This window comes from Salmonella sp. NW884, from assembly GCF_051700745.1.
Taxonomy (GTDB): Bacteria; Pseudomonadota; Gammaproteobacteria; order Enterobacterales; family Enterobacteriaceae; genus Salmonella; species Salmonella enterica.
In genome coordinates this window covers 179,188-197,641 of sequence record NZ_JAMMDE010000004.1, presented here as the reverse complement: position 1 = coordinate 197,641, position 18,454 = coordinate 179,188, and the positions used below count along the sequence as shown (strand labels likewise).

Here is an 18,454-nt window from a genome sequence, read left to right as displayed (position 1 = left end):
CGTAGGCCTGACGCAATGATTACCAGTCAGCGTAAGGCACCAGAGGCTGCGGCGGTAAATCCATATCCCCCTGCCAGCCCGCCGCGGAATAACGGACATACAGCAGCAGATGACTGGGGGTATAATCTTTCGCCTGCTGAATATCGACAGCCGTACCCACAAACCAGTTGGCAGTGACCCGGCGTTCAATGAGCGCCCGCGCGGTATAGCCAAATCCCTGGCTGCTGCCGCCGCCGTTGGTCTGGTCACGCGCATCCTCCTGATAATCCGCCGGGATCAAATTCATCAGCGGATAACGCGGCATGGTACGGGTGCGGGAGTGCGACCAGGATACCGAGCCGCCCAGCTCCCACGACCAGTTTTCCGTACGCTGCCGCCACATCACCGGCACCGCAAACGACAGGTATTCCTGCGGGCTATAATAACCGCCCTGACCCAGTGAATAACCGCTCAGATCTTTGTCGTAATGCCAGATCATGTTATTCAGCCCGACGGTAACACGGCGGTTATTCTCGTTAATCACCTTATAGTAATAACCGGTCATCCAGCGCACGCGCCAGTTATCTTCTACATTTTTACCGCTCAACTGGTCGCCGCTGAGCGACGCCCAGACACCGTTTGCTTCGCCTTTATCATAGCTGAGACTGACGCCGCCGCCGTTGGCCCGCACGCCGCCCCATTTGGTGCCGGTATTGCTGCTGGCATCCTTTTGCCCGCCAAACGCCAGCAGCGAGCTGGAGATCGGGCGACGATGCGCGTTCAGGGTATAACCCAACGGCCCGATATCGTCGCTATAGCTGACGCCGCCGACCACATCAACGACATTAAAGCCCATCGGCGTCGTGCCGATATCCCAGCGCCAGGTCTCATTCTGCCAGCCGACCGCCACGCTCGCGCCCGTATCGGCCTGGCTACGATGTCCGCTGCATTTCTCCAGCGTACAGGTACCCCAGTTATTATCGTATTTTCCATCCGCATCCGTAGAGAAGCGGCCAACATCCATATTCACCATATCAGTACGAAAGAACGCCCGTCCGTCCGACCAGGGCGCATCCACCTGAAGCATCGTGGTATGCGCCTTCAGATCGGAGTAACCGCCAGTCCCGCTCGACCCCCAATAATCGTGCGCCAACGTGACATTGAGATCCTGCTGACGGTACAACTCCGCCGCATCGCTACGCACGCCGCGTTTTAGCCAGTCGTCTTTTTCATCATTGCGCGTCAGGCGGGTAAAGGTATCGTTATCCTGGGGACGAACCGGCGTAATCGCCGCGGCGACCATTGCGTCTTTGTAGGTCTCCAGCGCCCGCTGCGGCTCGCCCGTTTGCGCCTGAAAAGCGGCGGCGTCACGCAATACCATCGCGCTTTCCATTGATGGCGGCTGTGCTTTTGCCTGCGGCGTAATGCGGTTGAAGGTCCGCGCCGCCGCCGTGATATCGCCAAGCTGGAGCTGCGCCAGCGCGACGCGGCGCTGCATGTTAATAGAGGTGATTTGCGACGCAGGCAGCGCCGCCAGCTGAGCGCGCGCCGCAGCGTTATCGCCCTGTGCGATGTCGATTTCCACCCGCCCCAGCATGGCATCGACATTACCCGGTTCCCGCGCCAGAACGGCGTCATAAGCGGCGCGGGCCGCCGCATTATCGCCACGCTGCTGCGCCCAGTCCGCCAACGTTAACGCAATGCGCGTAGAGGGCGGCTGCTGACGTAACAACGCTTCCGCTTCGCGTTCTTTGCCGCTATCGCGCAAGCGGTTAGCGCTTTCCAGCACCTGGTTACTTTGCAATCGGCCCGCCAGTTCCTGAATATTGCTGTTCCACTGGCTGGTCGGTAGGGTATTGAGATGCGCCAGCGCCGCCCGGTCCCGATCGCTGCCGGAAAGATAAAGCCCATAAGCATAGACCTGTTCCGGATCGTTTGGCTTCTGCTGCGCCAGAGAGCGCATTTGCGCATCGGCCTGGGCGTGCTGCCCGGCCTGCCACAGATCGCGTGACAGTCGGTACGTTACCCACACGCTCCCCGGATCTAATGCCAGCCGACGACGGTGCTGTTCTGCGGCCTGCGCCCATTTGCCCTCGCTTTCCAGCGTTTCCGCCTGCTGCGCCAGACGGTCATTTTCCAGACTGCGTTCGATATCGTCGATACTGCGCCGCTGACTGGCGGAAAGAGAAGCGATAAACGCGGCGGCTTTTTGCGGCGACTGCTGGCGATAAAGATTCGCCAGCCCGCGTACAGCATTGGTATTACCGCTATCCATACGCAGCGTCTGCTGATAATAACGTTCGGCGGCGGCATTATCTTTGCGCGCCATCGCCACATCCCCCAGCCCCAGTACCGCGTAGCTGTCGGTGTTATCCACTGCTCGCGCCTGCTGATAGAAACGCTCCGCCTGGGCCAGATTATTCGCTTTTAAGGCCGCGTCGCCCTGCTGAATTAACAGCCAGTAGCGATTGACCTTCAGCAGACTCTCCCACTTATCGCGGCTGCTGCTGTGCGGCTCCATCGCTAGCGCCTTTTCAAACTGCGCGACGGCGCGGGCGCGATCGCCACGCTGTGAGTATGCCTGCCCCAGCGCGCCGACCGCCTCGCTGTCGTCCTGCCGGGCGCTCACCGCCTGCTGCAATTGCGCAATGGCGTTGCCGCCTTCTCCGGCATTAACCGCCGCGATGCCCTGCGAGCGCGCGCGGAACGCCGGATCGGCTAACTGTTTTTGCTGCTCGCTAAGCTGGGCGCGGGCGGCAGACACGCTATCACCTTCGCTAAACTGCGTCAGATAGTCTTGCAACGCTTTTACGCTGGCGTCGCTCACCGGGAGATCTTTTATCTGCTGGTACCAGATGGCGGAGGCCGCGCTGCGTCCCGTACTGGATTTCGCCATCTGTTTTAGCACCGCGAATCCCTCATCGCGCCGCCCGCTGGCGAACAACAGTTGCGCCAGCGCATTTTGCAGAGCGTTATTACCCGGACTGACGGCATTGATTTTCTGTAGCTGGTTAATCGCTTCGTGACGGCGGGCGGGCAATTTCGCCACGGTCGTCCAGTATTCGACCGCCAGTTCGCCCTCCGGCGGATAACCTTTAAACAGCTTGTCGTAGCTGGCGATCGCTTGTTCAGTATGGCCGGTCGTCGCCAGTAAACGCGCCTCCTGCAAAGACTGGCGTCCTTGCGGCGTGGAGAGCAGCATCGCGGTGCGGGAAGATTGATACGCCGTCGACTCCGGCGCCAGTTGCGCCAGCCGGTCAAGTAGCTTCTGCGCCCCGTCGCTATCCCCCTGGCGCAACAGATAGCGGAAACGGGCGGCGATAACCTGTGGATCATTGGGGTCGATCAGCTCCAGGCGATAGAGCGACTGACGGACTAAGTCCTCACGGTGCGTGGCCTCGCCCAGCCGAACCTGCTCCAGCAACTGTTGCTGCGCGGAGGTCGCTGCGCCGGCAAGCGGTGTTAGCGCCATACCAAGCGATAAACCCAACAATGCCCGAGAAACGCCCCTTTTGCCAGGTAAGGCGTTTCGACCGCCAGCCGGCAAAAAAGCGTGCATGAGACTTAACGTGAACTTACGCATTCCTGGCCCCAGTCAGGTAATAATTCACCTTTGACGGTGAAGCGAAAACGGTGCTGATCCCAGCCTTGTCCAAAGAGAGTCAGCACATAGTTGTAATAGGCATCGCTGCCAGGAAAATGGTCTGCGACCCGCTGTCGCTGCACGGCCTGGGCGTCGCGATTTTGCAGGAAAGGCAGTAAAGCGGCGGAAAACCCGACCGGCCCCGTCCCTTGCGCATTCCCGCTGACGACATCCACTTTCTCCGGTGGAACGCCGTTTTTCATCGTTAACGTCGCCATCGGTTTAAATCGCGCCAGTAAACGCGCTTTTTGCGGATCGCCATCATGCATCATTCCCGCCCATAAATAGACGCGAATCGCATCGTAGCTACTGATCAGCGTCTTTTCCGCTTTCAACTGCCAGCCTTGCTTGCTTTCATAACGCACCCAGTCCGGCGAGAAACCTTTCGGCGCGGTTTCCAGCAAAAGCCGCAAATTGGTTTCCCGTAGCGTCGACCACGGCGCGCCAAAACGGCTAAAGTATTGCGCCAACTGCGGCGGCAGATAGCTTGGGTTAAAACGCCAGCTATTCGCCTCGGCAAAGCCGATTTTGCCAGGTAGCAGCATTGAGCCCAGCCCCGGCACATTCACGACCTCTTCGCGGGCGATGCGTTTTAGCAACGCCGTGCCCACCTCGGTATAACGCGTCTCTTTCCACAGGCGACCGGCCTCCAGCAGCGACCATGCCATCCAGATATCGCCGTCGGACGCGGAGTTGCTGTCCAGCACCGACCAGGTGTCGGGATCTTTTTGTCCCCACAGCCAGGCGGGCAGATGTTCACGCAGCGATCCCTGCGCCAGATTGTTTTGCGTCCAGTTAAACAGTTGCGCGAACGCCGGTCGATCGTTCGCCGCCAGGGCAAAGAACATGGCGTAGCTCTGCCCTTCGGAGGTGGTAATTTTTCGCGCATCGCCCGGATCGATAACGCGTCCCTGCTGGCTAATGTAATCTTTCTTGAACTGTTCCCACGCAGGCCAGCTACAGGCTGCCTGCGCATTTATTGCCGTCAGCATGACGAACATCGTTATCCACCCGCGCAGCATAGTCATCATGCGTTACTCATGGTCAGGGTCGAGACGACGGCGACTGAGAATACGTAGCAGACGCCACAATACCCACGCCAGTAATACCACACTGAGGGCCGCCAGTACCGCCAGCAGCACCGGGTGATTCGCCAGCGCATACCACAGCCGCTCAAACCACGGCAGATGTCCGACGTAATAGATATCGCCAACGCGCAGACTGTGAACGCCGGACTCGCGGATCACCGCCACGGAACCAAACATCGCGGCGCGTTTACCGCTGTCGTTCACGGCGTCGTTCAGTAGCTGGTAACCGCGCGGGCTGTCAGCCAGCAGAGCAATCACGCTGCGCTGATCGTTAAACGGCGACTGGAAGCCCACCACCGCCGCCATCGGGCCGCTGGCGGTGACGGTGGACTGCGCATCCGCCGCGCGATCGGCCTCATCCGGCATAATCGACGGGAAAGCGGTCTGCCGCATCGGGGTTTTTACCCAGCTTTGTGTCGCCTGTACCAACAGATCGATACGCTTATCGTCTTTTAGCTTGCCCGGAATAGCGCCAATAATCAGCAGATCGGCGTCTTTGTCGGCTATCTGAGCGCTATCATCGGTGATGGTCAGATTAATTGCCGGGAAACCGGTCTGCCCGCCAATGGCGCCGACCGTATTCAGCAGCGTTTCCATTTGTGCTTCGGTTGGAGTCTTCGGCATCACCGCCAGCGTGTCAGACAAGTCGGCCATCCGGCTGAACGGGAAACCCGCATTGGCGAACGCGCGTAAATCCGGCATCGCGATAAAGTGGTAATATTTCGAAAAATCGATAGTGGAGTCATCCCCTATCACCACATGATTCGGTACCGGCTGGAAGGTAATACAGTTGTCCACCGACCCGCCCGGCATCGGATTCATGTAGCGGAAGTCAAAACGTAGTTGGTTCATCGCCCCCAGTTTGAGCGCCGGAATAGACACATCCGTTTTACCATCCAGCAGTCCCTGAAGTACCGGCAAGCGCAACAGGAGTCGATTAGTTTCCTGCGTGCTGTTAAGGCTAAAGGCTTGCAGGAACTGGTTATTCAGACTGATATCCAGCCGTGAACTGTCTTTGGTCGGCGGCGAGGTATAACGGTAGTTGAGATCCATATCAATACCGTTGCTACGCAGCAAATAGAGATCCGGCGGCAGATTCAAAGAAACGTTGATGGGCGCCGGCTCCAGCCCACTCGACTGGAGCTGCTCTTCATAGGTTTTCAGCTCGCCAAAAGTGACCGGGCGATCGGTACGCACCCAGTTCGGCGCATCATACGGTTTGCGCGCCAGCAGCGGTTTTACATCGTTGACCACCACGCTGGAACCACGGAAGAGAATATTCCCTTGCGCGATACCTTTTGCCGCCTGCAACAGGTCTTTATCATCTCGACCAAACACAACCAGCAACTTCACATACGGATTATCCGGATGGCTCATCATCTCGATAACCGGCGCGTTAACCGCAGGATGATCGCGCAAGAAATCGGGGCGTCGATCGTTGGTGGCGAACACGATCGCATTGCGATCCGGCAGGTGATTATACAACACCGGGAAGCGCTGACCGCGCCAGCCCGCCCGCGAGCCAAACCAGGACGCGACAATAGAAGCCGCCTGCTGCTGCGCCAGATCCGGCATGTCAGCAAACACTATCGGCAACGTCACCGGACGGTTATCCCGCGGATCGAAAAACGGCACCGGGAAGTGGGACAGATCGTTATTCACCGGCAGCATGTTATAGGTCAGATCCAGGGCGCTATTTCGCCCGATGTCTAACCACAGAGTACTGCTGGCCGGGTTTTCACACACGTCGCGATAGTGGCCGACAAACTCCAGCCGCACCCGGTTAAAGTCGGTGATAAATAGCGGATTGATAGGTACCTGCGCCAGCGTCTTTTTCCCCAACTGCTCTTTTGTCACCGGCAGTACGCCCATCAGTTCATCATTGAGATAAACCTTGAGCTGCGACTGAACCGGCAGGAGCGACGGCGAGGGCGTATATTCCAGATTCAGCACCGCTTTCGACGCCACTTCATCGCTGCGCATACCAAATTCAATGCCGCCGTTAGGGTTAACGCCACGCAGCGCCATGCTGCCCGGCGGCGGCGCGATTTGCGCAAAGGTCAGCTTGACCTCGCGCGAAGGCGCGGTCTGCGCCACGACGGGCGCCTCAGTTGCGGGCGACGGCGCAGGCTCGGTGGGTTCAGCATTTATCAATGGCGGCGTAGCAGGCGCCGCCGCCGTCATGAAAGCAGGAAACGCGCTTAATCCTATTACCGCCGCACAAATCCAGGACAATTTTCTTTTCATCGCATTATCATCATTGTTGAGCCTGAGCCATAACCCGATCCGACGGCTGTATCGCCGCTTGCCGCTCCGGGCGACGCGGAATAAACGATACAATCCAGGCAATTAACGCCGTCAACGATCGGAAAATTACTTTTACTGAAGGCGGCGCGAATTCCGCGAGGTGGCGATATCCGCGGAAGCCCAGCTTCAGAATATCCAGCAAGCTTTCCAGCGGTTTATCTTCCGGGAAGCTATCTTGCCAAAGCGCCCACGTATCGGCGCGCGCGAAGGTACACTGCACAAAATCAATATGTTGTTTGGTGGTGAGCGGCATCAGTTGTAGTCCGACCTCATTGCCCGTTACGCGCACCACCTGCGTTGGAAAGACATATTCCTGCTGCCCGCGTTTAAGCAACAGATTCACTTTCTGCCCTTCCAGCACCTGCGCCTGACCGTTGATCTTGATGCCTAACCCGCCGTCGGAGAAGTCATGTACGGTACAGGAGAACAAATGTCCATCTTCGCGGGCGATGGCCCCCGGCATGGCAATCTCGACCCGATGCGCGCGCCTGACCTGTTTACTCTCTACCGAAACCGCAACCGCGCCGCCGAGAATGACCAGGTTATAGAAGACCCACACCAGGCTAACGATGACGGTCAGCGTTTCATTTTCCGGCCCGTAATAGTATCGCCATACGCCCGCCGCCACGCCGAGCAGGTTAAGCAAGACAAGGAAGATATACGGACGCGAGATTACCCAGTCGACGTACTTCTCTTCCACCAGCCCGCCTTTCGCCGTGACGTTAAATTTCCCTTTGTGCGGATTGATCAACGCGACCAGAGTCGGCGGTGCGATATACCATGCCAGTACCGTTTCATAGATTTCACTCCAGAAAGAGTGACGATACTTGCCCTGAATCTTCGAGTTAGTCAGGCTGGCGTGGACCATGTGCGGTATCACAAATAGCGCAATCATCAACGCAGGCGCATAAATGATATAGGCGTGCAGCAGCAGAAAAGCCAGCGGCGCGGTCAGAAAGATCAGGCGCGGAATGCCGGACAAGAAATGGAACATCGCGTTGAGGTAGCACAGCCGCTGCGCCAGTTTTAAGCCTTTACCAAACAGAGGGTTATCGAGGCGGAAAATTTGCACCATGCCCCGCGCCCAACGAATACGCTGCCCGATATGCGCCGACAGGCTTTCCGTCGCCAGCCCCGCCGCCTGCGGAATGCGCATATACGCTGAGGTATAACCTCGCCGGTGCAGCCGGAGCGAAGTATGCGCATCTTCCGTCACCGTCTCAACGGCGATACCGCCAATCTCATCCAGCGGCTTACGGCGAATCACCGCGCACGATCCGCAAAAGAAAGTGGCGTCCCACATATCGTTACCGTCCTGCACCAGTCCGTAAAACAGCGTGCCTTCGTTAGGCGTTTTACGAAAACGTCCCAGGTTGCGCTCAAACGGGTCCGGGGAGAAGAAATGATGCGGCGTCTGCATCATCGCCAGCTGTTTTTCTTTCAGGAACCAGCCCATTGTCATTTGCAGAAACGAGCGTGTCGGCACATGGTCGCAATCGAAGATCGCCACAAACTCGCCTTTCGCGTGTTTTAGCGCATTGTTGATGTTGCCGGCTTTGGCGTGTTCATGCGTGGTGCGGGCAATGTAATGCACGCCAACATGTCGGGCAAACTGACGAAATGATTCGCGCCCGCCGTCATCAAGGATCCAGATATTCAGCTTGTCCTTCGGCCAGTCAATGCCAAGCGAAGCGTAAATGGTATTTTTGACCACATTAAGGTCTTCGTTATAGGTCGGTACAAAAATATCCACCGTCGGCCACTGCGACATCTCTTTCGGCAACGGCACCGGTTGACGATTTAACGGCCACACCACCTGGAAGTACCCCAGCACCAGTACAATCCAGGCGTAGGTTTCCGCAAACAGCAGAATCAGCCCGCACACCAGACTGACCGGGTCGTCCCAATTTAACGTCGAGGTATAGCGCCACCAGATATAACGACAGGAGACCGTTAGCGACAGCACGATGAGCATCAGCGCGGAAAAGCGTCCCGGCATACGTCGTACCAACAGCGCAACGCCCCACAGCAACAGCAGAAAGATAAATTGCGATAGCGGGTTAAATGGCTGCGTAATACAGATCAGCGCCAGTATCAGTGAAAAGGTCACGATAACGCCCAGAATAAAACGCCGGGCGCCGTTGCTAAGATGTCCCAGCTCTTTTTCCTTTTCCAGATGCGTTGTCTTTTGACGCACCCGTTCCGGTAAGGTATCCATCCATTGATGGTAACGTCCACGAACGTCCTTCAGGCGCGCAAATGACCGCCAGCGCGGTTCATGACGTTCTTTAGTCGACGAGATCATCACCAGCCAGAGGGTCTGAATGAGGTAGCGGGCCGGGTCCAGCGGGCGCGGGCGGGCGGCGTTAATATGCGGATAAAGCGCTTTATGCCCGTCGCGAATACGCTGCCAGCGCGGATGCTCAAGCGGAAACACTATCCACGCCAGAATCGTCCACAGGCAGCCGAGCGCTGCGCTAAACGGCGACGCGCCGTGGCGGCGGTAACCCTGATAGCGCTCGCTCAAACGCGCGCTAACCGGCGGGATAAGCAGCCACCGGGAAAGGGCGCTCATCGCAGGCTCCCGGCGGACGTTTTGTCACCCGCATCATGCAGCAGGCACCAGTTCGCCAGCGTTAACACCTCTTCGGCGGCTAACGAATCGCTGCGATATTCGCCTAACGGCTGTTTCGACGCCATGCACTCCGCCATCGCTTCATCGCGATGGATCACAATAGGCAGCAACCGGCGCTGGCTTTGCAGCCAAACCTGGTACAGATCGTCCTGTAACTGGCTGCCAATGCGTAAGTCATTGATCAGAATATGCGCTCCGGCAGGCAACGCCTGCTGATGAAGGCGAATATGGCAGTTAGCGTCAACCTGGGCTATCGCCAGCGTATGGTCGCAGAGGCTCAGCAGCTGCCGTGTCAGCGGTGACGCGCCGTAGGGCAAGTCCAGTAAAATCCAGCTATAACGCCCGCTCGCTTTCAGCGCCTGGATAGCCGATCCGATCTCTACCAGCGTCTCCTGCCAGGCCTGCGGATTTTCCCGCTCTTGCGCGGTGAGCTGTCCAAACGGCAGTAGATCAAGCTGCGAGGTATAACGTAACCCGGCATCGCGCCAGTCCTGACCGTCCAGCAACGATCGCGCCCAACCGCCCTGATGGACAAAGTCGACGTTAAACGACATGCGCAGCAGGTTATCGGGGCTGGCGTCAATCACCAGGACATTTTCCCCTAAGATTTGTAACGCCCAGGCGAGTGCTGCGGTGAGAGATGTGGTTCCCACCCCGCCGCGCACGCCCTGCAGTCCCAGAATCGCCATTCATGGCTTCCTTAATGAATGTGGTTGCGCAAATTCAGCCAGGAGCGGCCATCTTTTAATCGCCGCCGCCAACTGTTCGCGTTGGGAAATATCGGTATAATCTATTTCGGGTAGTGAAAACGCCTGGCTTAATGCCAGAAAATCATTTTGAAAAGTGTAGCCCAACGTTGGATCGGACTGAGCGCCAGGTTCATTGTTATACATTCTGGTTGCTCCTTTTTAAATATTTCTCACTGGCAGCATTACGCCCCGTCGTCAATACGGGAGAACGCACATTTTTCATCTTTCCGTGACATCATTTATAATGTGTAAAAATGCAAAGCGCAGAGTTACAGGGCATCCTGCCGGACAAATTGATTCACATGCTAAATCTGATGCGTTTTAATTTCAATGTTAGGTTTATTTCTGTGCTTTCGCTAGTAAACTGATAAACAGTTAAAATAGTGACATGAGGGACACTGTGGACCCCGTATTTTCTCTCGGCATCTCATCATTATGGGATGAACTGCGCCATATGCCAACCGGCGGCGTCTGGTGGGTTAACGCCGATCGCCAGCAAGATGCCATCAGCCTGGTGAATCAAACGATTGCGTCACAAACGGAGAATGCAAATGTCGCCGTCATCGGCATGGAAGGCGATCCTGGCAAAGTAATCAAATTAGATGAATCTCACGGTCCGGAGAAAATCCGCTTATTTACCATGCCGGATTCAGAAAAAGGGCTATACTCTTTGCCCCACGATTTGCTTTGTTCTGTTAACCCGACGCATTACTTTTTCATTCTTATTTGTGCAAATAACACGTGGCGGAATATAACGTCAGAAAGCCTGCATAAATGGCTGGAAAAAATGAGTAAATGGACTCGTTTTCATCACTGTTCATTGTTGGTTATTAACCCTTGTAATAATAGCGATAAACAGTCCTCGTTGTTGATGGGCGAGTATCGCTCACTTTTCGGCCTCGCCAGTTTACGTTTTCAGGGCGACCAACATTTGTTCGATATTGCCTTCTGGTGTAACGAAAAAGGCGTCAGCGCCCGACAGCAGTTATTGCTGTGTCAGCAGGACGAACGCTGGACGCTATCCCATCAGGAGGAGACGGCAATTCAGCCGCGTAGCGACGAAAAACGCATTCTTAGCCACGTCGACGTCCTTGAAGGCGCGCCGCCGCTCTCGGAACACTGGACGCTTTTCGACAATAACGAAGCGCTATTCAACGACGCGCGCACGGCGCAGGCCGCGACAATTATTTTTTCGCTTACACAGAACAACCAAATCGAGCCGCTTGCTCGTCGCATTCATACTTTGCGACGCCAGCGGGGAAGCGCGCTGAAAATTGTCGTGCGCGAAAATATCGCCAGTTTGCGCGCCACCGATGAGCGCCTGCTGCTGGGCTGCGGCGCGAATATGATCATTCCCTGGAACGCCCCGCTTTCACGCTGCCTGACGCTTATTGAAAGCGTGCAGGGGCAGCAGTTCAGCCGTTACGTACCGGAAGACATCACCACGCTACTGTCGATGACGCAGCCGTTGAAACTGCGCGGTTTTCAGCCGTGGGATACCTTCTGCGATGCCATCCATACGATGATGAGCAACACCCTACTCCCCGCCGACGGGAAAGGCGTTCTGGTCGCGCTGCGCCCGGTGCCGGGCATTCGGGTTGAGCAGGCGTTAACATTATGTCGGCCAAACCGAACCGGCGATATTATGACCATCGGCGGCAACCGTCTGGTGCTGTTTTTATCATTCTGCCGGGTCAACGATCTGGATACCGCGTTAAACCATATTTTCCCTTTGCCGACGGGCGATATTTTCTCTAATCGTATGGTCTGGTTCGAAGATAAACAAATCAGCGCCGAGCTGGTGCAGATGCGCTTATTGTCGCCGGAACTGTGGGGAACGCCGCTACCGCTGGCAAAACGCGCCGACCCGGTAATAAATGCCGAACACGATGGCCGCATCTGGCGTCGTATTCCTGAACCCCTGCGATTGCTCGACGACACCGCGGAGCGTGCATCATGATGACCATCAGCGATATCGTGCAAATTATTCTTTTTTGCGCGCTGATTTTCTTTCCGCTGGGGTATCTGGCGCGTCATTCGCTACGCCGTATCAGTGATACAACCCGGCTGCTATTTGCCAAACCTCGTTATGTAAAACCAGCCGGAACTCTGCGCCGCGCTACGAAAGTCAAGGCAGACAAAAAATGACTCAGCATACTCAAACTCCTTCAATGCCTTCTCCGCTCTGGCAGTACTGGCGCGGTCTTTCCGGCTGGAACTTCTATTTTCTGGTCAAGTTTGGCCTGCTGTGGGCAGGCTATCTGAATTTTCATCCTTTACTGAATCTGGTATTCATGGCGTTTCTGCTCATGCCAATACCAAAATATCGCCTTCACCGGTTGCGCCACTGGATTGCCATTCCCGTCGGCTTCGCGCTGTTCTGGCATGATACCTGGCTGCCCGGCCCGCAAAGCATTATGAGCCAGGGGACGCAGGTGGCGGAATTCAGCTCCGGTTATCTGCTCGATCTGATCGCCCGTTTTATTAACTGGCACATGATCGGCGCCATCTTCGTACTGCTGGTTGCCTGGCTTTTTTTATCACAGTGGATTCGGGTTACGGTGTTTGTGGTCGCCATCATGGTATGGCTGAATGTCCTGACATTAACCGGCCCGGTTTTTACTCTGTGGCCGGCAGGCCAGCCAACCGATACGGTGACGACGACTGGCGGTAACGCAGCCGCTACCGTCGCGACAGCGGGCGATAAGCCGGTCATCGGCGATATGCCTGCGCAAACCGCGCCGCCGACGACCGCGAATCTGAACGCCTGGTTGAACACCTTCTATGCCGCGGAAGAAAAGCGGAAAACGACGTTCCCGGCGCAGCTTCCGCCTGATGCGCAGCCGTTCGACCTATTGGTCATCAATATTTGTTCGCTCTCCTGGTCGGATGTCGAAGCGGCAGGCTTGATGTCACATCCGCTATGGTCGCACTTTGACATTTTGTTTAAACACTTTAATTCCGGCACGTCTTACAGCGGCCCGGCGGCCATTCGTCTGCTGCGCGCCAGCTGTGGTCAACCATCGCATACCCGACTTTATCAACCAGCCGATAACGAATGTTATCTGTTTGATAATCTGGCGAAGCTGGGTTTTACTCAGCATCTGATGATGGATCATAACGGTGAATTTGGCGGCTTCCTGAAAGAAGTTCGCGAAAACGGCGGTATGCAGAGCGAACTGATGAACCAGTCCGGCCTGCCAACCGCCCTGCTGTCATTCGACGGCTCGCCGGTATATGACGATCTGGCGGTCCTGAACCGCTGGTTGACAGGGGAAGAACGTGAAGCCAATTCCCGCTCCGCGACTTTCTTTAACCTGCTGCCGCTGCACGATGGCAACCATTTCCCCGGCGTCAGCAAAACGGCGGATTATAAAATCCGCGCGCAGAAACTGTTCGATGAACTGGACGCTTTCTTTACCGAACTGGAGAAATCCGGGCGTAAGGTGATGGTGGTGGTCGTACCGGAGCACGGCGGCGCGCTGAAGGGCGACAGAATGCAGATCTCAGGCCTGCGCGATATTCCCAGCCCCTCCATCACCAATGTCCCGGCGGGCGTGAAATTTTTTGGCATGAAAGCCCCGCATGAGGGCGCGCCGATTGATATTAATCAGCCGAGCAGCTACCTGGCGATTTCCGAACTGGTCGTACGCGCCGTGGACGGTAAGCTCTTTACCGAAGACAGTGTGAACTGGAACAAGCTGACCAGCAATCTGCCGCAAACCGCGCCGGTTTCAGAAAACGCTAATGCGGTGGTGATTCAGTACCAGGGTAAGCCCTACGTTCGTCTGAATGGCGGCGACTGGGTGCCTTACCCGCAGTAAACCGAAAAAGGCCGCAAGGTTTCCCCTGCGGCCTGGTTCGGGCGCATGTTGCCATTACGGCGGACAGACGCTCAAAACGCGTTACTTCCTGTCACGTAGCCAGTTGACGATCACACTGGCGATAATGCCAGCAATGATCGGCGCCGCCAGATCGTGCCAGAAGGCCACGCCCAACTGCGTAAGCGTCATATAGCCGCCTTGTTGCAATGGCAACCGTTCGCGGCTATCCTTGATGTGTTGAGGATCAAGTTAGCCTCCGTCAGGTTGCCAGGTTTATACCAGTCAACGTGCGGAGGTTTTCTCTTTCCAGCAACCAATGCCGCCGGGGATCAAGCCCCCGCAACATTGCGCCTCACCGGGTAAACCCGGCTTGCTGCTGATATTACGGCAAAATCCCCGTCCCGGCACGGCGCTAACGCGCAATCTGCGTGACGCTTCGCAGACGACTACTTTTATTTGCCAGAATACATTCAGCATTTCTGACGCTGGCAGTCAGCCGCTCAATTCTGTAAATTATGCCTCCTCGCGGCCAGTCCCGGTGATACCGAAACCCTCGTTCAGCATCCTGCGTCTATGACATATTCGCCTGTTGCGCCAGAGGAATGGCTAAAAGCAGGTATTACCGACGAACTTATCCGTCTTTCAGCGGGACCTGAAGATCCCGACGATATTATTCATGACCTTGAACGCGCCAGCAGAAAAGCAGCATTCTGACGATTGCTCGGCGAACCGCTGTCACCGGTTTGCCGCATCGGGTATCAAGGCACTATAGCCTGGTTATAGGCAGCATTCTTTATGAGAGAGCTGCGTATATTTTGGGCAGGGGGCTCTATGCAGGACGACACATTACCATTAAATAACAGTAACGCTACGACCACACCGCTTTCAACGAGATTACCGTTTACAAAATATGATTTTGGCTGGGTGCTCTTGTGTATCGGAATGGCGATCGGCGCCGGTACCGTCTTAATGCCAGTGCAAATCGGTCTCAAGGGGATCTGGGTATTTATTACCGCTTTTATCATCGCCTATCCCGCTACCTATATTGTGCAGGATATTTATCTAAAAACGTTATCTGAAAGCGAAACCTGTGACGATTATACCGATATTATCAGTCACTATCTTGGCAAAAACTGGGGCGTTTTTCTCGGTGTAATCTATTTTCTTATGATTATCCACGGGGTGTTTATTTACTCCCTGTCGGTGGTGTTTGATAGCGCCTCCTATATCAAAACCTTCGGCCTTACTGAGGCCGATCTTTCGCAGTCTATTATCTATAAAGTCGCGATTTTCGCCGTGCTGGTGGCGATTGCCTCCGGCGGGGAAAAGCTATTATTTAAAATTTCCGGCCCGATGGTGGTGGTAAAAGTCGGGATCATTCTGATATTCGGTTTTGCGATGATCCCACACTGGAATCTTGATAATATTTCAGCCTTTCCCGCCGCATCAGTTTTCTTTCGCGACGTACTGCTCACTATCCCATTTTGCTTCTTTTCTGCGGTCTTCATTCAGGTGCTAAACCCAATGAACATCGCCTATCGTAAGCGCGAGCCTGACCGTGTGCTGGCTACCCGGATGGCGATTCGCACGCATCGCATTAGCTATATTACGCTGATTGCCATTATTCTCTTTTTCTCGTTCTCATTTACCTTTTCGATTAGCCATGAAGAAGCGGTATCAGCATTCGAGCAGAATATTTCCGCTCTTGCGCTGGCAGCTCAGGTAATCCCTGGCCATATCATCCACATTACCTCTACCATCCTCAATATTTTTGCCGTACTTACCGCGTTCTTTGGTATTTATTTAGGTTTTCACGAAGCGCTTAAAGGTATTGTACTGAATGTATTGAGTCGTATTATGGATGTCAAAAACGTCAACCCACTGTTACTGACATCTGGAATCTGTGTCTTTATCGTGGTTACTCTGGTTATTTGGGTTTCGTTTCGCGTCTCAGTATTGGTCTTTTTCCAGTTAGGCAGTCCGCTTTATGGCATTGTCGCGTGTATTATTCCCTTTTTCCTGATTTATAAAGTAGCGCAACTGGAAAAATTACGCGGCCTGAAAACCTGGCTTATTCTGTTATATGGAATATTGTTGTGCCTGTCGCCGTTATTAAAATTGATTGAATAAGCCGTGCCAAAGAGCCATGCCCGGTGGCGCTACGCTTACCAGGCCTACAGGTACGGTGTAGGCTTGATAAGGCGCAGCCGCCATCCGGCATAAAACGCAATTAACTCAGCGGTTTCTGCGGATTTTCATCCTGATCGACGGCAAAGCAGGCCACCAACTGGCCGTCGTACTCTTTAAGCTGCGGCTGTAACTGCGTACAGGGTCCGAAGCGGCGGCTGCAGCGGGCGTTGAAGGCGCAGCCCGGCGGCGGGTTCAGCGGGCTCGGCAACTCGCCGGTCAGCTTAATCCGCTCACGGCGATCGTCCGGATTCAGCCGTGGCGTGGCGGAGAGCAACGCCTGGGTATAGGGATGACGTGGATTGTTAAAAATCTGCTCTTTGGTCCCTTTCTCCACGCAGCGGCCTAAGTACATGACCATCACTTCATCGGCGATGTGTTCCACCACCGACAGGTCGTGCGAGATAAAGACATAAGACAGCCCCATATCCTGTTGCAAATCCATCATCAGGTTCAGCACCTGGGCGCGCACCGACACGTCGAGCGCGGAGACCGGTTCGTCGGCAATCACTACGTCCGGATCAAGCATCAGACCGCGGGCGATAGCGATACGCTGACGCTGGCCGCCGGAGAACATATGCGGATAGCGGTCGTAGTGCTCGGTTTTCAGCCCCACCTTCGCCATCATCGCCAGCGCTTTTTCACGACGCTGCGCTTTACTCAGGCTGGTATTGATCAGCAACGGCTCTTCCAGAATTTGCCCCACTTTCTTGCGTGGGTTCAGGGAACCGTAGGGGTTCTGAAACACAATCTGAATTTTCTGCCGCCGCAGTTTCTGCGCGTGCGGATCGTGTTTGAGCAGATCCTGCCCCTGGTAATAAAGCTCGCCGCCGGTTGGCGTTTCAATCATCGTCAGCAGGCGACCCAGTGTGGATTTTCCACAACCGGACTCCCCCACTACGGCCAGCGTTTTACCGCGTTCGAGATTAAACGACACGCCGTCCAGCGCTTTTACCAGCCGTTCCGGAGAAAAGATCCCCTTCTTCACCGGATAGTGTTTTTTCAGGTCGATAGCCCGCAACAGCGGCTGTTGCAAGGTGGCCTCATGCGTACTCATAGTGTGGGCCTCCCGGCATCATCGAGTGGGTAATGACATTTTGACTGACGTCCATCGTCCAGTTGGTTGAGAGCAGGTTCTTCCGCACGACATCTGTCCGTGGCGTAGGGGCAGCGCGGGTTAAGCAGACAACCCGTCGGTCGGTCATATTTCCCCGGCACCACACCCGGCAGCGACGCCAGACGCGCTTTGTCCTGAGCAAACTCTGGTAACGCGCGTAGCAGTGCCTGGGTGTAGGGATGACGCGGCGCGCGGAAAATATCCTGCGCAGCGCCGGTTTCGACGACCTGCCCGGCGTACATGACGATAATTTTGTGCGCCGCTTCCGCCACCAGCGCCAGGTCATGGGTAATCAGCACCAGCGCCATGTTCTCTTTTTGCTGCAACTCCAGCAGCAGCTCAATAATTTGCGCCTGAATAGTCACATCCAGCGCCGTGGTCGGTTCATCGGCAATTAACAGCTTTGGTCGACAGGCTATGGCCATCGCAATCATCACGCGCTGACTCATGCCGCCAGAAAGCTGGTGCGGATAGACATCCAGACGAGAGGCCGGATCGGGAATGCCCACCTGGTTCAACAGGTCAATCGCTCGCTGACGACGGGTTTTCTTGTTCCCGCCCTGATGTACCTTGATGGCTTCCATAATCTGAAAGCCAACGGTATAGCAAGGATTGAGGCTGGTCATCGGGTCCTGGAAAATCATCGCCACTTCAGCGCCCACCAGGTTGCGACGTTCCTTCTCGGAAATGCGCTTCAGATCCTGTCCGTTAAAGAGCAGGTTTTCCGCCATCACGCGGCCTGGGTAATCGATAAGCCCCATAATCGCCAGCGAGCTGACAGATTTGCCGGAACCAGACTCGCCGACAATACCGACCACCTCACCCTGCTTCACGCTGTAACTAATGCGGTCGACGGCTTTGAACGGTGTCCCTTCGTCGCCGAAGTGCACCGATAATTGATCTACATTTAATAACGCCATCTCGA

At 55.5% G+C, this 18,454-nt stretch carries 13 protein-coding genes and 1 pseudogene; 5 read left to right on the top strand and 9 right to left on the bottom strand.

Annotated features, from left to right (window positions below; all coding sequences use genetic code 11):
• Positions 1-19: 19 nt before the first annotated feature.
• The 6 genes from bcsC to bcsR are packed head-to-tail and all read right to left on the bottom strand — an operon-like array spanning position 20 to position 10,545.
• Positions 20-3,562, bottom strand: a complete 3,543-nt coding sequence (gene bcsC, locus NA197_RS11555; protein WP_064043341.1) for a cellulose synthase complex outer membrane protein BcsC — start codon at positions 3,560-3,562, stop codon at positions 20-22.
• Complete coding sequence (gene bcsZ / locus NA197_RS11550) at positions 3,544-4,653, bottom strand: cellulose synthase complex periplasmic endoglucanase BcsZ (protein ID WP_017465356.1); 1,110 nt, start codon at positions 4,651-4,653, stop codon at positions 3,544-3,546. The genes bcsC and bcsZ overlap by 19 nt, the downstream gene beginning before the upstream one ends.
• Before the next feature lie 3 nt (positions 4,654-4,656).
• Positions 4,657-6,957 (bottom strand): cellulose biosynthesis cyclic di-GMP-binding regulatory protein BcsB, encoded by a 2,301-nt coding sequence (gene bcsB, locus NA197_RS11545; RefSeq protein ID WP_023237415.1) that lies wholly within the window; start codon positions 6,955-6,957, stop codon positions 4,657-4,659.
• A 10-nt stretch (positions 6,958-6,967) separates the two neighbouring features.
• Positions 6,968-9,592 (bottom strand): UDP-forming cellulose synthase catalytic subunit, encoded by a 2,625-nt coding sequence (gene bcsA / locus NA197_RS11540; protein WP_001275346.1) that lies wholly within the window; start codon positions 9,590-9,592, stop codon positions 6,968-6,970.
• Positions 9,589-10,341: a cellulose biosynthesis protein BcsQ gene (gene bcsQ / locus NA197_RS11535; protein ID WP_023227406.1), complete on the bottom strand. Its 753-nt coding sequence runs from the start codon at positions 10,339-10,341 to the stop codon at positions 9,589-9,591. The genes bcsA and bcsQ overlap by 4 nt, the downstream gene beginning before the upstream one ends.
• A complete protein-coding gene (gene bcsR / locus NA197_RS11530) occupies positions 10,342-10,545 on the bottom strand; it encodes a cellulose biosynthesis protein BcsR (RefSeq protein ID WP_000282616.1) in 204 nt (67 codons plus the stop codon).
• A 244-nt stretch (positions 10,546-10,789) separates the two neighbouring features.
• Here bcsR and bcsE point away from each other — a divergent pair, with 244 nt between their 5' ends.
• The 3 genes from bcsE to bcsG are packed head-to-tail and all read left to right on the top strand — an operon-like array spanning position 10,790 to position 14,225.
• On the top strand, positions 10,790-12,361 hold the full coding sequence (gene bcsE / locus NA197_RS11525) for a cellulose biosynthesis c-di-GMP-binding protein BcsE (RefSeq protein WP_074181616.1): 1,572 nt from the start codon (positions 10,790-10,792) through the stop codon (positions 12,359-12,361).
• Complete coding sequence (bcsF, locus tag NA197_RS11520; protein ID WP_000988321.1) at positions 12,358-12,549, top strand: cellulose biosynthesis protein BcsF; 192 nt, start codon at positions 12,358-12,360, stop codon at positions 12,547-12,549. The genes bcsE and bcsF overlap by 4 nt, the downstream gene beginning before the upstream one ends.
• A complete protein-coding gene (gene bcsG / locus NA197_RS11515) occupies positions 12,546-14,225 on the top strand; it encodes a cellulose biosynthesis protein BcsG (protein ID WP_023227405.1) in 1,680 nt (559 codons plus the stop codon). Before bcsF ends, bcsG begins: the two co-directional genes overlap by 4 nt.
• Positions 14,226-14,306: 81 nt before the next feature.
• Here the strand turns inward: bcsG and NA197_RS11510 are convergent, their stop codons facing one another.
• Positions 14,307-14,414, bottom strand: a complete 108-nt coding sequence (locus tag NA197_RS11510; protein ID WP_001537650.1) for a type I toxin-antitoxin system toxin Ldr family protein — start codon at positions 14,412-14,414, stop codon at positions 14,307-14,309.
• Positions 14,415-14,786: 372 nt separating this feature from the next.
• On the opposite strand from NA197_RS11510, the pseudogene NA197_RS11505 reads away from it, so the two are divergent.
• Positions 14,787-14,939 (top strand): annotated as a pseudogene (locus NA197_RS11505) (PLP-dependent transferase); the annotation flags it as partial.
• A 117-nt stretch (positions 14,940-15,056) separates the two neighbouring features.
• Complete coding sequence (locus NA197_RS11500; RefSeq protein ID WP_001150175.1) at positions 15,057-16,355, top strand: aromatic amino acid transport family protein; 1,299 nt, start codon at positions 15,057-15,059, stop codon at positions 16,353-16,355.
• A 100-nt stretch (positions 16,356-16,455) separates the two neighbouring features.
• Here NA197_RS11500 and dppF read toward each other — a convergent pair whose 3' ends face one another.
• The gene (gene dppF / locus NA197_RS11495; protein WP_000103563.1) at positions 16,456-17,469 is read right to left on the bottom strand and encodes a dipeptide ABC transporter ATP-binding subunit DppF; all 1,014 of its coding nucleotides are present in this window, start codon (positions 17,467-17,469) and stop codon (positions 16,456-16,458) included.
• Positions 17,466-18,449: a dipeptide ABC transporter ATP-binding protein gene (dppD, locus tag NA197_RS11490; protein WP_001196509.1), complete on the bottom strand. Its 984-nt coding sequence runs from the start codon at positions 18,447-18,449 to the stop codon at positions 17,466-17,468. The genes dppF and dppD overlap by 4 nt, the downstream gene beginning before the upstream one ends.
• Positions 18,450-18,454 lie beyond the last annotated feature (5 nt).

Coding starts and splice junctions, on each gene's coding strand:
- bcsC (WP_064043341.1), bottom strand. CDS start 3,562: ATGCGTAAGTTCACGTTAAGTCTCATGCACGCTTTTTTGCCGGCTGGC.
- bcsZ (WP_017465356.1), bottom strand. CDS start 4,653: ATGATGACTATGCTGCGCGGGTGGATAACGATGTTCGTCATGCTGACG.
- bcsB (WP_023237415.1), bottom strand. CDS start 6,957: ATGAAAAGAAAATTGTCCTGGATTTGTGCGGCGGTAATAGGATTAAGC.
- bcsA (WP_001275346.1), bottom strand. CDS start 9,592: ATGAGCGCCCTTTCCCGGTGGCTGCTTATCCCGCCGGTTAGCGCGCGT.
- bcsQ (WP_023227406.1), bottom strand. CDS start 10,341: ATGGCGATTCTGGGACTGCAGGGCGTGCGCGGCGGGGTGGGAACCACA.
- bcsR (WP_000282616.1), bottom strand. CDS start 10,545: ATGTATAACAATGAACCTGGCGCTCAGTCCGATCCAACGTTGGGCTAC.
- bcsE (WP_074181616.1), top strand. CDS start 10,790: ATGAGGGACACTGTGGACCCCGTATTTTCTCTCGGCATCTCATCATTA.
- bcsF (WP_000988321.1), top strand. CDS start 12,358: ATGATGACCATCAGCGATATCGTGCAAATTATTCTTTTTTGCGCGCTG.
- bcsG (WP_023227405.1), top strand. CDS start 12,546: ATGACTCAGCATACTCAAACTCCTTCAATGCCTTCTCCGCTCTGGCAG.
- NA197_RS11510 (WP_001537650.1), bottom strand. CDS start 14,414: ATGACGCTTACGCAGTTGGGCGTGGCCTTCTGGCACGATCTGGCGGCG.
- NA197_RS11500 (WP_001150175.1), top strand. CDS start 15,057: ATGCAGGACGACACATTACCATTAAATAACAGTAACGCTACGACCACA.
- dppF (WP_000103563.1), bottom strand. CDS start 17,469: ATGAGTACGCATGAGGCCACCTTGCAACAGCCGCTGTTGCGGGCTATC.
- dppD (WP_001196509.1), bottom strand. CDS start 18,449: ATGGCGTTATTAAATGTAGATCAATTATCGGTGCACTTCGGCGACGAA.